The following is a 17,332-nucleotide window of genomic DNA, read 5'->3' on the forward strand; positions in this document are numbered from 1 at the left end:
CGCCGGTCTTGGGAACGGCGGAATTCCTGATCGGCGGATTGGGCCGCGCGACTGTGTCCGCCGAGAAATACAAAAAAGACCCGCGTTCCACCCCAGAAACGCGGGTCCTTCTTATTTATCTCTGCACCCGACTTATTCGGCCGGAACAGCAGCCACTTCGTTTGTCAGAGGATGGCTAAGCTTGTTCAGCATCTCTTTCGGGCAGACCTGAAGGAAATTCGCCTTTTCCACATCCCAATGCTGCAGGATGTCCGAGGCCTTCCGGCTGAAGGTTTCCGCCGCATGACGCTCGATCAGGGATTTCAATTGATCTTCCCAATGATCGACGGTCACCGGACAGGTCACCAGCGTTTCCATGTTCATCAACGCCTGCGCCTTACCTTCGGGGTCATACAGATAGGCCATGCCGCCGGTCATGCCCGCACCAAAATTGGCCCCGATATCACCAAGAATCACCGCGACGCCGCCGGTCATGTATTCACACCCGTTCGAGCCACAGCCCTCAATCACCACTTTGGCGCCCGAGTTCCGCACCGCGAACCGCTCACCTGCACGACCCGCGGCAAACAGCTGCCCGTCGGTTGCACCGTAGAGAACGGTATTGCCGATGATTGTGTTGTCATCCGCCTTCAAAGGGCTGACCTGCGGTGGGCGGACAACGATCATGCCGCCCGACAGACCTTTGCCGACATAGTCGTTGGCGTCACCCGACACTTCCAGCTTCAGACCCGGTGCCGCAAAGGCCCCCAGCGACTGACCGGCCGAGCCCTGCAGTTTCACATGCAGGTGGTCGTCCTGGAACGTGTTCCGCATACCGAAGTTCTGAACGATATGGCTGGAGACGCGGGTGCCCACGGTCCGGTGCGTGTTCTGGATCGCGTAAGACAGCTGCATCTTTTCACCGTCTTTCAGGAACCGCGCCGCGTCGCGCACGATCTCGGCGTCCAGCGTATCAGGCACCGCGTTGCGGTCCTTGTCACGGTTGTAGACGATGTCATGCGCGCCATCGACAGTGATCAGCAGCGGGTTCAGGTCCAGATCGTCCAGATGCGCCGAGCCGCGGCTGACCTGAGCCAGCAGATCGGCCCGACCGATGATCTCATCAATCGAACGCGCGCCGAGGCTGGCCAGCAGCTCACGCACTTCCTGTGCGTAGAAGGTGATCAGGTTGACGACCTTATCCGCGTTGCCGGTAAACTTGGCGCGCAGGCTTTCGTCTTGCGTACACACTCCGACCGGGCAGGTGTTCGACTGGCACTGACGCACCATGATACAGCCCATCGCGATCAGGGCGGCGGTGCCAATGCCATATTCCTCGGCCCCCATCATCGCTGCCATGACGATATCGCGCCCGGTGCGCAACCCGCCATCAGTCCGAAGGGTCACACGGTCACGCAGGTTGTTCATCGCCAGAACCTGATGCGCCTCGGTCAGGCCCATCTCCCACGGAAGACCGGCATATTTGATCGAGGTCGCAGGCGATGCGCCCGTGCCGCCATTGTGGCCCGAAATCAGGATTATATCCGCTTTCGCCTTGGCCACACCGGCAGCAATCGTGCCAACACCAGAGGACGCCACCAGTTTCACCGTCACCTTGCAGCGCGGGTTGATCTGTTTCAGATCGTAGATCAGCTGCGCCAGATCCTCGATCGAGTAGATGTCGTGGTGCGGCGGCGGCGAGATCAGGGTCACGCCTTTGGTCGAATGACGCAGACGCGCGATCAGGTCGGTGACCTTCATACCCGGCAGCTGACCACCCTCACCGGGTTTCGCACCCTGGGCGACTTTGATTTCCAACTCTTCACACTGGTTCAGATACTCTGCGGTCACACCGAACCGGCCCGAGGCCACCTGTTTGATCTTGGCCGACGGGTTGTCACCATTCGGCTCGGGCACGAAGTGCGCCGGGTCTTCACCACCTTCACCCGAGTCGGATTTCGCACCGATCCGGTTCATCGCCACATTCAGCGTCTTATGCGCTTCGGGCGACAGCGCGCCCAGCGACATTCCCGGAGTGACAAAACGTTTCCGGATCGAGGTGATCGATTCGACATCTTCAATCGGCACTGGTTTGCCCAGCGGTTTGAAATCCATCAGATCACGCAGGTGGATCGGCGGGTTCGACTGCATCTTGGCCGAATACTGCTTCCACAGCTCGTAGGACGCCTTGTTGCACGCCATCTGCATCATGTGCATCGAGGTCGCTTCCCACGCATGGGTCTCGCCCGATTGCCGGGCTTTATAGAACCCACCGATGGGCAGCACGTCCAAGCCGTTGTCCCAAGCCTTGGCATGGATTTCCTCGACCTTGGCCTGAATACCCGTGACACCGATGCCGGAAATCCGGCTGGTCATACCGGGGAAGTATTCCGCAACCATAGCGCGGCTGAGGCCAACGGCCTCGAAGTTCAGACCGCCGCGATAGGATGAGATCACCGAGATGCCCATCTTGGCCATAATCTTCAGCAGACCTTGGTCAATCGCTTCGCGATAGCGCGCGACGTTTTCGGTCAGCGTGCCGTCCAGCAGACCACGGTCAATCCGATCCGCCAGCGAGTCCTCGGCCAGATAGGCGTTTACCACGGTCGCACCGCAGCCGATCAGAACCGCAAAGTAGTGCGGATCAACACATTCGGCTGAGCGCACGTTCAGCGAGCAGAAGGTCCGAAGCCCTTGCCGCGTCAGATGCGAATGCACCGCGCTGGTCGCCAGGATCATCGGCATAGCCACACGGCCCTCGCCCGAGTTCATGTCAGACAGCACCAGATGCCCCGCGCCCGAGCGCACAGCCTCCTCTGCTTCGGCTCTAACACGGGCCAAAGCGGCGCTCAGCGCGCCACGACCGGGCTCAAAGCTACAGTCGATTTCTGCCAGAGGAGAGCCAAAGGTCTCAACCAGTTTGTCCCACTGCGCGTTGCCAACAAAGGGGCTGCCCAGCACCACGATTTCGGTTTGGCTGCTGTCTTCGTCCAGCACGTTTTTCAGGTTACCGAACCGAGTTTTCAGCGACATCACGCGGTATTCCCGCAAGCTGTCGATGGGCGGGTTTGTCACCTGGCTAAAGTTCTGACGGAAGAAATGGCTCAGCGGGCGGTACTGCTTGGACAGCACGGCCGAGGGCGTGTCATCGCCCATCGAGGCGATGGATTCCTTGCCATCCTCGGCCATCGGCGCAAGGATCTGCTCCAACTCTTCGATCGAGTAGCCAGCCGCGATCTGACGCTTGCGCAGCTCTTCTCCGCGGAATTTGGCGGTCTCGGTCACGCCGGCCAACGCGTCATCCAGATCGTTGATCTTGTTGACCCACTCACCAAACGGCAGGGCGCGGGCCAATTTGTCCTTGATCTGTTTGTCGCGGTAGAGCTTGCCGCGCTTCATGTCGACAGCCAGCATCTGACCCGGACCCAGAGCGCCTTTTTCAGTCACGGAGGCCTCATCAATCGGCACCATCCCGGCCTCGGATCCCGCGATGACCAGTCCGTCACCTGTCACCACATAGCGCATCGGGCGCAGACCATTCCGGTCGAGACCGGCACAGACCCAGCGGCCATCGGTCATGGCTAGAGCAGCAGGGCCGTCCCACGGCTCCATCACCGAGTTGCAATAGGAATACATGTCGCGCCACGCCTGCGGTAGCTCAACCGCCTGCTTGGACCAGCTCTCCGGCACCAACATCGTTTTCGCCATGGGTGCCGAGCGGCCTGCACGCACCAGAACTTCAAAAACCGAGTCTAATGCGGCCGAATCCGACGATCCTCCTGCGATAATTGGTTTGATATCCTCGGCATAGTCACCAAAGGTCGAGGACGCCATGCGGATCTCATGGCTCTTCATCCAGTTGATGTTGCCCTTCAGCGTGTTGATCTCACCGTTATGTGCCAACATCCGGAACGGCTGGGCCAGCCACCATTGCGGGAAGGTGTTGGTCGAATAGCGCTGGTGATAGATCGCAAAGGCCGACTCAAAGCGTTCGTCCATCAAGTCGGGGTAGAAGACGGCAACCTGTTCGGCCAGCATCATGCCCTTATAGATGATCGAGCGGCAGGACAGCGAAGCCAGATACAGTCCCGAAATCCCAGCAGCGGCAGCCGCTTTTTCGATGCGACGACGGATGACATACAGCTCACGCTCAAACGTCTCTTCGTCCACGCCTTTCGAGTTCGAGATCAGGATCTGCTCAATCTCAGGACGGGTCGCGTTGGCCTTGTCGCCCAGACAGGTGACATCAACCGGCACGTGACGCCAACCGTAGATGTAATACCCCATCCGCAGGACTTCAGTTTCCACGATGGTCCGGCAGCTTTCCTGCGCGCCAAAATCGGTGCGAGGCAGGAAGACCTGACCAACGGCGATCAGTTCATCCAGATTGGGTTCATGGCCGGTACGGCGGATCTGGTCGTAGAAGAAGGGAACCGGTATCTGAACATGGATACCCGCGCCGTCACCTGTTTTGCCATCCGCATCGACAGCGCCTCGATGCCAGATCGCTTTGAGGGCATCGATCCCCGCATCCACGACCTTACGCGATGGTTTACCGTCGACGGACACCACAAGGCCCACACCGCATGAGGAATGCTCTTCCTCTTCGGAATAAAGACCGTTTTCCGCCATCCACTTGCGCTTGGCTTCCTCGGCGCGCACCCAATCGGCATCAAATTTGGTCATTCGCTGTCTCCTGCTTCCAAGGGGGCACGGATTGCCGGATCCCTGGTTTGGTCTTTGGCTGGCGTTCTGGATCGAACGCGTATCCCTTAGGGAAAATGTTGAACTTCGATGATGGGCGGTTATTCGGCCGCGACCACCGCCTTGGCATTGAACCGCTCGATGATGGCGTCGGCACAATCACGGCCATCCCGGATCGCCCAGACGACCAGAGAAGCGCCGCGCACGATGTCACCAATGGCGTACACGCCATCTATCTCGGTCTCACCGGTCTGGAAGGCCGCTTTGATGGTGCCCCAGCGCGTGACCGGCAGATCGGGCTGACCGAAGAGTGTGGGCAGGTCTTCGGGTTCAAAACCCAGCGCCTTGATCACCAGATCGGCGTCCTCGACATAGTCTGCACCTTCGATAACCTCAGGGGCCTGACGGCCCGACGCATCCGGTTGTCCCAGGCGCATCTTCTGCACCATCACGCCGGACACCTTGTCATCACCGACAAAACCTTTTGGCGCGCTGAGCCATTCAAACACCACGCCTTCTTCCTCGGCATTCTGCGTTTCTCGCTGCGAGCCGGGCATGTTGGCACGGTCACGGCGGTACAGACATTTGACCGAGGTCGCGCCCTGACGGATCGAAGTGCGCACACAGTCCATCGCCGTGTCGCCACCACCGATAACGACAACTTTCTTGCCGTCGGCGTTCAGGCGACCATTGTCGAAATCTTCGACCGCGTCACCAAAGCTTTTGCGGTTCGAGGCGGTCAGGAAGTCGATCGCCTTCTCGATGCCCGTCAATCCGCTGCCCGGCATGGACAGATCACGCGACTTGTAAACGCCGGTTGCGATGATCACGGCGTCATGCTTGGCGCGAATTTCGTCAAATTTGGCGGCGTCCACGTCGCAGTTCAGAACGAACTCCACCCCGCCTTCGGCCAACAGGTCATTGCGGCGCTGGACGATGTCTTTCTCGAGCTTGAAGCCAGGGATACCGTACATCAACAGGCCGCCCGCACGGTCATAGCGGTCATAGACTGTGACTTGGATACCGGCACGGCGCAGCATGTCGGCTGCCGCCAGGCCACCCGGGCCTCCGCCGATGATGCCCACACTTTCGCTGCGTTCAGCGGTCGGAACGACGGGCTTCACCCAGCCTTTGTCCCATGCGGTGTCAGTGATGTATTTTTCAATCGTCCCGATGGTGACCGTACCGTGACCCGACTGTTCAATCACACAATTACCCTCACACAAGCGATCCTGAGGGCAGATACGGCCACAGATCTCGGGGAATGTGTTGGTGGCCTGACTGGTCGCGTAGGCCTCTTCCAGACGACCTGTCGCCGTCAGGCGCAGCCAGTCGGGGATGTTGTTGTGCAATGGGCAATGCGATTGGCAATAGGGCACACCACATTGGCTGCATCGACTGGCTTGTTCTGCAGCCTTGGCCGATGCGAATTCCGCGTAGATTTCGTCAAAGTCTTCTTTGCGGTCATCGGCGGCACGCTTTTCAGGCATGACACGGTCAATCTGCACAAATTTCAACATCGGTTGCTTTGCCACGGGTCCGACTCCATGAATTGGCTAGGAAGCATCTCTTTATGAGATCGTCCAGGATATGAAAAGTCATATATACTGACCTAATTGAGAAAAATATCGACTGGCGCGCAAAATATTTGCTTTTTTCTTCTATTTTTATGTCCGATACGGACCTATCTATCATCTTTCCTTTTCGACACCACCAGAATACCCATGAACTCAAAGCAATTTGATGGCAGTGCGGCAGGGTAAATGAGTCTCTTTCACTTGATTCTCGTGGCGATCATTCAGGGGCTTACTGAATTTCTGCCTGTCTCTTCGTCCGGCCATCTGATTTTGCTGCCCAACCTGACCGGGATGCAGGATCAGGGCCAAACCATCGACGTCGCCGTTCATGTGGGCACGCTGGGCGCGGTTGTTTTGTACTTCTGGTCCGACGTCAAACAAGCAATCCGCGGGCTGCCTGCGGCACTGACGGGGCGCATTGACACAGCACAGGCCCGGCTGGCGCTAGGCCTGATCGTGGCAACGATTCCGACAGTCCTCGCTGGGCTGGTCCTTTTCCTGACCGGCCTGACCGAGGCGCTGCGATCCATAGCCGTCATCGGTTGGACAATGCTGCTATTCGGGCTGCTGCTCTATTGGATGGACCAGAAAGGCCCCCAGACCAAGATCGCCGCCGATTGGACCCTGCGTGACGCAGCAATCATGGGCCTTTGGCAGGCTATCGCCTTAATTCCTGGAACATCTCGGTCGGGCATCACCATCACCGGGGCACGGCATCTGGGTTATACGCGGGAAGAAGGCGCACGCCTCGCCATGCTTATGTCGATCCCGACCATCATCGCCTCAGGCGTGTTGCTATCCCTTGACGTAGCCCACCAGGCCGACGCGCAGCTGGCCAAAGACGGAGCGATCGCCGCCCTCTTTGCCTTTGTGTCGGCCCTGTTAGCACTCAGCCTGATGATGCGCCTGCTGCGCAGTGTCAGCTTCACGCCCTATGTCATCTATCGCGTCATTCTTGGCGCGATCCTGCTGGTGATCGCCTATAGCTGATCAGGTCCGCAAATTCTTGGCCGAGTTCTGAATGTCGTCATACTGACCTGAGGGGCGGAATTTCCACAGGTATTCGGGCAGAACAGCATCCAACGTAGTGGGCACAATCCTCAGATCCGCAAAGCCCTTGGCGCTGTCACCGACTACATTGTCTTGTCGAAGGTTCTTCAGCTGATCCCGCGTCAGGATCGGATTCGAGAACAGCTGGAAGCTGACGAATTTCAGAATATCCAACACACCGGCCATGATCTTGGCGGCAAAGAACGGCACACCCAGAATCACCCGGCGCCGATGAATCACCTCCAGCATTTGCTGCATCAAAGCCCGGAAGGTTTTCACCTCAGGACCGCCCAGCTCATAAATGCCCGAGGCCGCTTTCCCCAAGACACCCTGCTCGGCCGCCTGCGCCACATCATCCACATAGACCGGTTGAAACCGCGTCTCGGCCCCGACCAGAGGCAAAAACGGCCCGAACCGCGTCATCGCGGCGAACCGGTTGAAGAACTGATCCTCGGTACCAAAAATGATCGAAGGGCGCAGGATTACTGCATCGGGCATATGAGCCAGAACTCCGGCCTCACCCGCAGCTTTGGTGCGGGAATAAGCGCTGGCCGACTCGGCATCTGCACCAATGGCCGAGATATGAACCATCCGCTCCACGCCATTCTCGGACGCAAGACGCGCGATGCGTTCGGCCCCTTCGGCCTGCACTGCATCAAACCCGTTCTTGCCCAGTTCGTTCAGAACACCCACGCAATTCACAACCGCTTCTGCACCCTGCATGGCCAACTGCACCGAGGCGTCATCCCGGATGTTGCAAAAAATCGGCTCAACCTGACCCACAACGCCATAGGGTTTCACGAACATGGCCTCGTTCGGGCGTCGCACGGCGACTCGGACACGCCATCCCTTTGCTGCCATACGGCGCGCGATGTAGCGCCCGACAAACCCTGACCCTCCGTAGATCGTGACCAGTTTCGACATTCGATGGCTCCTGCTGCGTGGCTCTGACGTAGAAGTAGCGCCCGAACCCCTTAGAAACAAGGCATCAAATCGCCGCGCATCCTGCATCGAGACCCGCTGCGAAAAGGGGCCAAGCGGCATGGTTCAAAAAACTTTCAAAAATCTGTCCGAATCTGGTTGACCCTCCCCGCCACTGGGCTTAAACGCCCCCTCACGACACCTGCCCAGGTGGCGGAATTGGTAGACGCGCTAGCTTCAGGTGCTAGTGTCCGTATGGACGTGGAGGTTCGAGTCCTCTCCTGGGCACCAAATCCCCCTAAATTCTATTGATTACTCGCATTTGCGGCGTGGAAATAGCCCGTGTGTTTGGGGAATTCAGTCTCAGATCCAACCACACGCATAGCATTTCATGCCTTGAGCGTTGACGTCAGGGCCTCGCAAAGCCGTGCTCTGCGCAGGCCCCGGCCTATGTCTCAGATTTACTTGGCTTTCTTTTCTAGGTTTTGCCAGAACTTCAGCTTTTCGTCGAAGGTCTTTTCCATTTGCTTCGGCTTCGCTTTCGGGACGGCCTGTTGAACCACATGCGTTGCCTCGTGACCGATCAATTTCTTGGCCGCCGATGCAGTCTTGGCAGCTTTCGACACCTGAACCAGAAGGTCTTTGTTGGCCTTTTCGTCCATACATTTTTTCTTCTTCGCAGTCGAAATGGCCTTCTGCGCAGCTTTGCCTTGCTTCATCGCCACTGCAATTGCCTTTTTCAACGGTGCCAGTGTTTTCTTCGCGACAGGAGACGCCTTTTCCGCCTGATCGATGATTTTGGACTGCTGGACAATCGCCGCCGCGAGCTTGTCCGCCTCTTTCTCAAATTTATCCAGGCCTTTTTCATCAATTTTCATTGTGTTTCTCCTCAATCTAAAACGCTTGGTCGATTCATCGAGAGAATGCGGCAAATGCTGCCTGAGCGTCAGTGAAACCCGTCACACTGGCGTAAAACACACCAAAGCAGCGCCCTTCCGGGCGGAGCCATAGACTACTATTTTTTTGCAAGGCCGTTGTGGCCCAGAAAAGATCAGGCCGTTTGGGTCAGGCCTGCTTCTCTACGGTTTCATCCACCGTGTCGGCGTTCAGCTCGATCACTTCGGCAGGCGCTTCCTGTTCTGTCTCCTCGCTAGGCGAGGTTTGATCTTCCAGTGCGCCCACAATCAAAGGCAACATATGCACACCTGTGGCTGTGGCGATCTCGGGCGTCTGAGGTGCCTGCCAGCTGAGCGTATCGAAGCTGCCGCAATTCTGGCAGACCGGGCCCCATTCGGGCTGAATGTCGTGACAGTTCTCGCACACCCATTGCGGCCCACGCGGTGCGGTCAAGGCCTTGGCCAGCCAACCCTGAACAACAGCGTCCGAGGCACCTTCGCCGCGCTCGATGGCCGCCATCAACGTGTATCCACGCGCGTCGGCCTGTTTTTCGACCACATCACCCAGCGCGCGACGCGCTTCGGGGAAGTCCTCGGCGACGATGTTCAATTCGGCCAGAATCAGGCGGGTTTCCATGTTCTCAGGGTGGATACGGGTCAACGCGGTGAACCGCTTGATCCGGTCCTGAGCCGACTCGTCCGGCGCAATCTCGGCGAAGGCATGGGCGAGGTCGGGGTGGGGCTGAACCTCCCACGCTTTCTTGAGGATCTTTGTCGCCGCGCGCGGTTTGCCTTTTTCGATATAGGCCCGCGCAGCCATGGCGGCGGCGGGCACCAGATCGGGCGACAGGCGGTTGGCCTCGATGGCTTGTTCCTGTTGCTCGAGGCTTGCGCCATCGTCCAGAATCCCCTTGGCCTCGGACAGGGCTAGAACCGCGTCGCGCCGTTTGAACACATCGCGCGGCAGGTATCCGGCTTTCAGCTTCGACGTCAGAGTCGACCGCGCTCCGGCCCAATCCTGTGCCTTGGTCTGCAGGTTGAGCAATACATCCTGCGTTTCCTCATGGCGCGGCTTCAGTGCCAGGGCTTTCTCGGCCAGTTTGCGCGCGGTTTCGTCATCACCCTCGGCCAGTTTCTGTTTCATGATACCCCGCACACCGACAAAGCGCGTGGCACTGTTGGTCACCAGCTTCTTGTAGGTTTCCGAGGCCTTTTTGGTGTCGCCCGTCATCTCGGCCGCTTGCGCCACAAGCAAGTTGGTCAGTTCCGGCTTGTTCAACAGTTTCTCGGCCTTGGAGGCCTTGGCCATCGCCATGCGACCCTCGCCCGATGCCAAAGCCATGAGGCCGTCGGACAGCGCCTCATATCCGCGCCGTTCGCGACTGCGGTCGAAATGGCGCGACAGGGCGGTTTCATCACCGTTGAGGAATTTCAGCGTCGCGATCAGCAGGCCCAGCAGTTTGAAGAACAACCAGACGCCAAAGACCAGCACGCCCAGCGCGATCACCGATTGCAGCGGCCCTAGCGTGTATTCTACCCCGGCGACGGTAATCTGAACTCCGCCGCTGGTTTGCATGAGGAAGTGACCACCCAAAGCCAGAAGGCCGATAATCGCAACAAAAACAAGGATCTTAAACAATGACCACAGCATGGCAGGTCCTTCAGTTCGAGTTCAGGTCGGAAGCAAGCGTATCGGCGGCCTCGACCGCCGCGACCCGAGTTTGGGCTGCTTGTTCCCAATCGGCCATTGCGGTTTGTGCCGCCTCTGGCAGGGATTTCAATTCAGTCAGGGCAGTAGCGACGTCACCATCGGCCAAGGCCGCCTGAGCACGCGACAGCACAGCATCCGGACCATCCCCATCCTGAGGCGTCACCGATCGCGCGCCGGTCTGGCGCTGCAAAAAGGCGATCACGCCCGTGCCTTTGTCCGCATCCCGCGCATCCGCCAAAGCGGTACGCGCCGCCGCAGGGAATGAGGCCCGCAAGGACGAAAGCGTCTCAACCCCTTTATCTGCAGGCGTTGAGAGCGCATCAGGCACCGTCACACCCCCCGCTTGTAGTTCGCCCAAAAGGTCCGAGTAGGGCTGACCGGCATCCAACTGTCCATGCAGGCGGGACAGAATGGCGAGATTGGTCGCGGCTTGCGCTTCGGCCGTTGCTTTCGCCTCAAGCGCCTGTGCATCGGCAACCATCTTTTCGACCTCACCGCGCTGCGCCGCCAGAGAGTCCTGCAGCTTTTTCAACTCGGCTTCAAAAGCAGCGGTGGCTTCGGTCGAGGTGTTAGCGGAGATCGGTGCCTTCTCAAGCTCGGTCAGCCGGTCGGCCAGAGGCGCGATCTGACCCGTCAGAGATTCGACGCTGGATTTCATGGCAGACAGGTCGGCATCGACCGGATCCAGCTTTTGCGATAGCGCCTGAACCTGATCCGTCAGGCCCGACACGTCTGGCGCATCCGAGAGTTGCTTCGTCAGCGCTTCGATCTGATCGGATTGTTCCGAGAGCTTCGATTCAAGCGCCGCAATCACGTCCGAGTTATCCGACCCACCAGACGAGATCAGCCCCGTTTGAGCCGCCGCGAAGCCAAGGCCCGCGGCAATCACACCACCTATCAGGGCCGGAACAAATCCGCCCCGTTGTTCCTGGGTCGGTTCAGCGGGTTTCTCATCGGCCTGCATAGGTTCCGACGGCTCGACGGACGCTTCGGCTTCGGCTTCGGCTTCGGCTTCGGCTTCGGCTTCGGCTTCGGCTTCGGCTTCGGCTTCGGCTTCGGCTTCGGCTTCGGCTTCGGCTTCGGCTTCGGCTTCGGCTTCGGAAATCAGGTCCTCATTCGGCGCATCTTCGTCAACAGGCGACCCTTCAGTTTCACCGCCAGGTTCAACGCTTACATCTTCGACCACATCGTCTGATTTCGGGGTTTCCACCGGTTCCTGATCGGATTTCTTTTTGCCCGCCACCGTCAAATTCCCCTTATCGATTCTAAAATCACCAGAACTACAGACTGTTCCAAGTTAATCTGCACCCGGCTCTCTCTCAACCCGCAACGCGTGTTTCACAAGCTTTTTAACGGCCTTACGCATCTTCTTGGGCGTCGGTTCCTTGGCGATCCTCAGACGTTCATACCCCAAGGATTTAAGGGGTTCCGCCGTTGCCTCGCTGATTGCGGCCAGCCATAGCGGGGCAGTGCCCGCCCAAATGTCGGCAAATTGTCGCGCGGTGCGGGGTGAGAAAATAGGCGCGATCACTGGCCTGTCGCCCTCGGATGCGGCCTTTGCCTCGGGGCTGAGCGGCAGCAGAAGTTGCTGGTACACCGCCTGTTCGCGCGTGGTTACGCCCATCTCGGTCAGACGCTCGGCGATGTTGCCCCGGCTGTGTTCGCCGCGCAGATGCAACAGCGGGCTTGTTGGTCTGATCTGCAATAGACCGGCCACAAGCTCTTCTGCCGTGCCACCGACCATACGCGCATCCCAGCCCGCGCCTTCGGCGGTCGCAGTCGTGGTCGGACCCACGCAATAGGCAGGCAAATCCCGGCGCACACCCGCCGAGGCTGCCGCATTCACCGCATTGGATGACGTGAAGATCATCCCCTGCGTCTCGGCCGTGCAAATCGGAACCGCCAGCGGTTTGATTTCCAGAATGGGGGAATGGATGACCTCAACACGCGATCTGACGCGGGTTGGAAGCTGCGCAACAAACCTCTCCGAGGCGGCGCGAGGGCGGGTCATCAACAAATACAACTATCGGCGCCTTCGGCCTTGGGATTGTTTGCGTCCGCGCAGGGTGGTACCCCGCTTGGCAATCATGATGCAACGGATCAGGCCAATGGTGCAAACACTTACCGTCCTTGGATTGGAAAGCAGCTGTGACGACACAGCCGCCGCCGTCGTGCGCCAAACCGACGGCGAAGGGGCCGAAGTGCTGTCGTCGATTGTCCATGGCCAAACCGAGCTGCACAGCGCATATGGGGGCGTCGTCCCCGAAATCGCTGCACGTGCCCATGCCGAGAAATTGGATAGCTGCGTCGCGCAGGCGCTAAAAGATTCGGGTCTAACACTGGCTGATATGGACGCCATCGCCGTGACCGCCGGGCCCGGCCTGATCGGAGGGGTCATGTCCGGCGTTATGTGCGCCAAGGGGATCAGTGCCGCGACCGGCCTTCCCTTGATCGGGGTAAACCACCTGGCCGGTCACGCCCTGACCCCGCGCCTGACGGATGGAGTAGCCTTTCCGTACCTGATGCTGCTGGTCTCGGGCGGGCACTGCCAATATCTTATCGCCTACGGACCTGAGGAATTTACCCGTCTGGGCGGCACTATCGACGATGCCCCCGGCGAGGCGTTTGACAAAACCGCCCGTCTTCTGGGCCTGCCGCAACCCGGTGGACCCTCGGTTGAGGCCGAGGCGCGCCAGGGCGATCCAAAGCGGTTCCGCTTTCCGCGGCCCCTGCTGGACCGGCCCGGATGTGATCTTTCCTTCTCGGGGCTGAAAACCGCGCTGATGCGGATGCGGGATCAGATCGTCGCCGAAAAAACCGGCCTGACCCGTCAGGATCGCGCCGATCTATGTGCCGGGTTTCAGCAGGCTGTCGTGGATACTTTAGCCGAGAAAACACGACGCGCTATGGATATGTATCTGGCCAAGACCCCCTCGGATCCGGTGATCGCAGTCGCGGGCGGTGTGGCTGCAAACTCCGCTATTCGCACTGCGTTAGAGTCTGTTTGTGCCGAAAAAGGCGCGCGTTTCACCGCCCCACCCCTTGAGCTTTGCACCGACAATGCGGCCATGATCGCCTATGCGGGGATGGAACGGTTTCGCACAGGTGCGCGCGACGGTTTGGATCTTACAGCGCGACCCCGTTGGCCTTTGGACCAGACCAGCCCCGCCATGTTGGGAAGCGGAAAGAAGGGCGCAAAGGCATGAGCGTTTCGATTCTCGGATCTGGGGCGTTCGGCACGGCTCTGGCGATTTCGCTGGCCGGAAGCGGGCCGGTCACCCTGTGGTCGCGAAGCGCCGAGCACGCGAAAGCTATGCAAGACAATCGGATCAACAAGAGCCGATTGCCCGATGTAACCTTGCCCGATGCCATCACCGTCAGTTCGAATATCGCAGCAGCGACGGCAAAAGATGTCCTCCTGGTATCCGTGCCCATGCAACAGTTGCGCAGCGCGCTGCAAAAAAACGCAGCGGTGCTGGCCGGGAAACCGCTGGTTGCGTGCTGCAAGGGGATTGAACTGTCTTCGGGCCTCGGTCCGATTTCCGTGATCCGGGAAACCATTCCGGACGCACGACCAGCGCTTCTGACTGGCCCCAGCTTTGCGGATGACATCGCGCGTGGCTTGCCGACTGCGCTGACCCTGGCCTGTGCAGATGCCGATCTGCTCGAAACACTGCAATCCGAGCTGACCACCGCCAATCTGCGCCTATACCGCACCACCGATGTGATCGGAGCGGAACTCGGCGGCGCATTGAAAAACGTTATGGCCATCGGATGTGGCGCTGCCATCGGTGCCGGCCTGGGCGACAGCGCCCGTGCTGCCCTGATGACCCGCGGCTTTGCTGAGATGCAGCGCTTTGCCCTGATGCGTGGCGCGCAACCAGAGACGCTGATGGGACTCTCTGGACTGGGCGATCTGGTGTTGACCTGCTCGTCCGAGCTGTCCCGAAATTATCGTTTTGGCCTGTGTTTGGGTCGAAATGAGCCCTTCGACACCAAAACAACCGTCGAAGGCGTCGCCACCGCCCGCGCCATGGCCGATATCGCCAAGGCCGAAGGTCTGGACATGCCCATCAGCGCCACTGTGGCCGACCTGAGCCAAGGCGCCTACAGTGTTGCTCAAGCCATCGAAACCCTGCTCAACCGACCCCTCAAGGAGGAATAACATGCTAATCGCCCTCATCGCCCGTGACAAACCCGGCGCGCTGCAAACCCGTCTGGACAACCGCGCGGCCCATTTGGCCTATATCGAAGAAACCGGCGTTGTATCGCAGGCCGGCCCGCTGCTGGACGGGGACGCGATGATCGGCTCGCTGGTTATTCTCGATGTGGCAGATCTGGCCGCCGCACAAAGCTGGGCCGACAATGACCCCTATGCCAAGGCCGGTCTGTTCCAATCCGTCGAACTGATCCCGTGGAAGAAGGTGATTGGCTGATGGCATTTTGGCTGTTCAAATCCGAGCCATCGACCTGGAGCTGGGACCAGCAGGTTGCCAAGGGCGAGGCGGGCGAAGAATGGGACGGCGTGCGCAACTATCAGGCGCGCAATTTCATGCGGCAAATGGCAATCGGTGATCGCGGGTTCTTTTATCACTCGCAAAAGGACAAGGCGATCGTCGGCATCGTCGAAGTCTGCGCCGAAGCCCATCCCGACAGCACCACCGATGATGAGCGTTGGGATTGCGTCGACATCAAAGCGGTGAGACCGTTTGAGGCGCACGTCACGCTGGATCAGATCAAAGCGGATGAACGTCTGGGGGAAATGGTGCTGGTGAAAAACTCTCGCCTGTCGGTGCAGCCGGTCACCGAGGCGGAATGGCAGGTGATTTGCGCGTTGGGCGCGACTGAGGCCTAGTAAAATTGAGGGAAGGCCCTGCACCGTGCAGAACCTTCCCTACCCCACGTGCTCCCTACTCACCACACGCGTATTGGTTTCTGTTGGTTCTGACCGTCCTGGCCACATAAGGACTATAGCCTGTTTTCTCAGGCCGCTTCAAACACCAAGTCCTTAAAATATAACTCAAAACAATAACGCCCGCCGATGGGGAGGCGGGCGTTTGGGTGGAAAACGATACGGTTAGCCGTAAACGGATTCTTTGCCGAAATGTTTGGTCAGCATGTAGTAGACCACGGCGCGGTACTTGTTGCGCTCGGACATGCCATAGGTTTCCAGCACCGAGTTGATGGCCTCCATCAGCTCAGGACCGTCGGCCAGACCCAGCTTTTTGATGAGGAAGTTGTTTTTGACGGTCTCCAGCTCTCCGTCCTGGCTGGCCGCCACGGTCGACGCGTCGGCGTCATAGATCGCCGGACCGCACCCGATGGTGACTTTGGTCAGCAGGTCCATATCGGCATCCATGCCGCATTTGTTTTTCAGATCATCAGCGTATTTGGCGATCAGATCGTCGCGTTTTCCCATAAAATAGTCTCCCTATCAGCAGTCCAGGCTGCGGTTACTCAAATCCTAAAAACAGGTGTCGGAAGCCTAGCCATTCATCCCCTTCTCACAAAGGGAAAAATTCCGCGCTTTCCCCCTAAGCGGAGGAACGCCTTTGCCGCGCGCCTTGAAAGGCTCGATCTGCAAGGTCCGAAAACGCGCGCACCTTGCGCCCCGGCGTGCTGCTGCCCGCGTGAACAAAGGCAATTGGTGCAGCGGGGGATTTCAACGCACCGGGCAAAACCTCGACCAGAGTATCCTGCTGCAGCTCTCGCTGAACGGCCAAGCGGGACTTGACCACCAGTCCCAGCCCCTGCACCGCGGCTTCGGTCAACATGTCCGAGTTGGAAACGGCAATACGTCTCGTGACGGACAGTTGCCCCTCATGGGTGTCAAACCGCGTCTGCCAGGGCAAACACGCCCAGCGCATCTTGCGCAGGTCTTCAACGGATTTGGGCATCTCGTATCGTGCAATGAAACCCGGCGCGGCGCAGATAATCCGGTCATTGTCGCAAAGCTTGCGCGCCTTCAGCGTGCTGTCCGGCAATTGCCCGACACGAATGGCGCAATCAACGCCCTCATCCACCAGAGAGACATAGCGATCGACGGCCAGAAACTCGATGGTCAGGTCCGGATGATCCTCTTGGAAACTGTCCATCAACGGCATGATGAACCGAGACAGGATCCACGGTGACAGGGTTACACGCAGATGGCCCCGCAACGCACCCTTGCCGCTTCCAGCCTCCAACTCGGCTTCACGCAGATCAGACAGCACAGGCTCGATCCGATCCAGAAAGATCAGGCCTTCATTGGTCAGCTGCACCCGGCGGCTGTTGCGGTGAAAGAGTTTGAGGTTCAGCACCTCTTCTAACTTCCCGATCCGATGGCTGACCGTCGCCGCCGAAATGCCCAGCGCCTTTGCAGCCGATCCGACCCCTCCGGTTTTAGCGACAGAGACAAAGGTCAGCAGATCGTTCACATGGTACATTCGAAAATTCCTAACACTGGTTTCGAAATTGAGCCAGTTATCCGCGAAAATTTCAAATGGTATCTGATC

14 protein-coding genes and 1 tRNA gene are annotated in these 17,332 nt (G+C 58.9%); 6 read left to right on the top strand and 9 right to left on the bottom strand.

Annotation, left to right across the window (positions count from 1 at the left end):
- Positions 1-132: 132 nt before the first annotated feature.
- Together gltB and ACR0NO_RS17350 are read right to left on the bottom strand one after the other, a co-directional pair.
- Complete coding sequence (gene gltB, locus ACR0NO_RS17345; protein WP_480724870.1) at positions 133-4,665, bottom strand: glutamate synthase large subunit; 4,533 nt, start codon at positions 4,663-4,665, stop codon at positions 133-135.
- Between the two features lie 119 nt (positions 4,666-4,784).
- Positions 4,785-6,218 (bottom strand): NAD(P)-dependent oxidoreductase, encoded by a 1,434-nt coding sequence (locus tag ACR0NO_RS17350; protein WP_480724871.1) that lies wholly within the window; start codon positions 6,216-6,218, stop codon positions 4,785-4,787.
- 228 nt (positions 6,219-6,446) lie between these two features.
- Here ACR0NO_RS17350 and ACR0NO_RS17355 point away from each other — a divergent pair, with 228 nt between their 5' ends.
- Positions 6,447-7,250 (top strand): undecaprenyl-diphosphate phosphatase, encoded by an 804-nt coding sequence (locus ACR0NO_RS17355; protein ID WP_480724872.1) that lies wholly within the window; start codon positions 6,447-6,449, stop codon positions 7,248-7,250.
- Here ACR0NO_RS17355 and ACR0NO_RS17360 read toward each other — a convergent pair whose 3' ends face one another.
- Positions 7,251-8,234 carry a complex I NDUFA9 subunit family protein gene (locus ACR0NO_RS17360; protein ID WP_480724873.1) on the bottom strand — a complete coding sequence of 328 codons (984 nt, stop codon included), beginning with the start codon at positions 8,232-8,234 and terminating at the stop codon, positions 7,251-7,253.
- 201 nt (positions 8,235-8,435) lie between these two features.
- Between ACR0NO_RS17360 and ACR0NO_RS17365 the strand changes: the two genes are divergently transcribed.
- Positions 8,436-8,522: transfer RNA gene (locus tag ACR0NO_RS17365), tRNA-Leu, on the top strand.
- A 170-nt stretch (positions 8,523-8,692) separates the two neighbouring features.
- On the opposite strand, the gene ACR0NO_RS17370 is transcribed toward ACR0NO_RS17365, so the two are convergent.
- From ACR0NO_RS17370 to ACR0NO_RS17385, 4 genes are all read right to left on the bottom strand, one after another.
- A complete protein-coding gene (locus ACR0NO_RS17370) occupies positions 8,693-9,109 on the bottom strand; it encodes a hypothetical protein (protein ID WP_170470608.1) in 417 nt (138 codons plus the stop codon).
- Positions 9,110-9,296: 187 nt separating this feature from the next.
- Positions 9,297-10,778, bottom strand: coding sequence for a heme biosynthesis HemY N-terminal domain-containing protein (locus tag ACR0NO_RS17375; protein ID WP_480724874.1), 1,482 nt, complete (start codon positions 10,776-10,778; stop codon positions 9,297-9,299).
- A gap of 10 nt (positions 10,779-10,788) precedes the next feature.
- Positions 10,789-12,081: a COG4223 family protein gene (locus tag ACR0NO_RS17380; protein ID WP_480724875.1), complete on the bottom strand. Its 1,293-nt coding sequence runs from the start codon at positions 12,079-12,081 to the stop codon at positions 10,789-10,791.
- Between the two features lie 54 nt (positions 12,082-12,135).
- Complete coding sequence (locus ACR0NO_RS17385; RefSeq protein ID WP_480724876.1) at positions 12,136-12,849, bottom strand: uroporphyrinogen-III synthase; 714 nt, start codon at positions 12,847-12,849, stop codon at positions 12,136-12,138.
- A gap of 97 nt (positions 12,850-12,946) precedes the next feature.
- Between ACR0NO_RS17385 and tsaD the strand changes: the two genes are divergently transcribed.
- From tsaD to ACR0NO_RS17405, 4 genes are read left to right on the top strand one after another with little or no spacing between them, the layout of a single operon-like run.
- Positions 12,947-14,044, top strand: coding sequence for a tRNA (adenosine(37)-N6)-threonylcarbamoyltransferase complex transferase subunit TsaD (gene tsaD / locus ACR0NO_RS17390; RefSeq protein ID WP_480724877.1), 1,098 nt, complete (start codon positions 12,947-12,949; stop codon positions 14,042-14,044).
- Complete coding sequence (locus ACR0NO_RS17395) at positions 14,041-15,003, top strand: NAD(P)H-dependent glycerol-3-phosphate dehydrogenase (protein ID WP_480724878.1); 963 nt, start codon at positions 14,041-14,043, stop codon at positions 15,001-15,003. The genes tsaD and ACR0NO_RS17395 overlap by 4 nt, the downstream gene beginning before the upstream one ends.
- A 1-nt stretch (position 15,004) precedes the next feature.
- On the top strand, positions 15,005-15,274 hold the full coding sequence (locus ACR0NO_RS17400) for a YciI family protein (protein ID WP_480724879.1): 270 nt from the start codon (positions 15,005-15,007) through the stop codon (positions 15,272-15,274).
- Positions 15,274-15,693, top strand: a complete 420-nt coding sequence (locus tag ACR0NO_RS17405) for an EVE domain-containing protein (RefSeq protein WP_480724880.1) — start codon at positions 15,274-15,276, stop codon at positions 15,691-15,693. Before ACR0NO_RS17400 ends, ACR0NO_RS17405 begins: the two co-directional genes overlap by 1 nt.
- A 222-nt stretch (positions 15,694-15,915) precedes the next feature.
- Here ACR0NO_RS17405 and ACR0NO_RS17410 read toward each other — a convergent pair whose 3' ends face one another.
- Positions 15,916-16,257 (bottom strand): DUF2853 family protein, encoded by a 342-nt coding sequence (locus ACR0NO_RS17410; protein WP_170380170.1) that lies wholly within the window; start codon positions 16,255-16,257, stop codon positions 15,916-15,918.
- A gap of 115 nt (positions 16,258-16,372) precedes the next feature.
- Positions 16,373-17,263, bottom strand: coding sequence for a LysR family transcriptional regulator (locus ACR0NO_RS17415; protein ID WP_480724881.1), 891 nt, complete (start codon positions 17,261-17,263; stop codon positions 16,373-16,375).
- Positions 17,264-17,332 lie beyond the last annotated feature (69 nt).

It is taken from the genome of Ruegeria sp. CL3 (genome assembly GCF_056536505.1).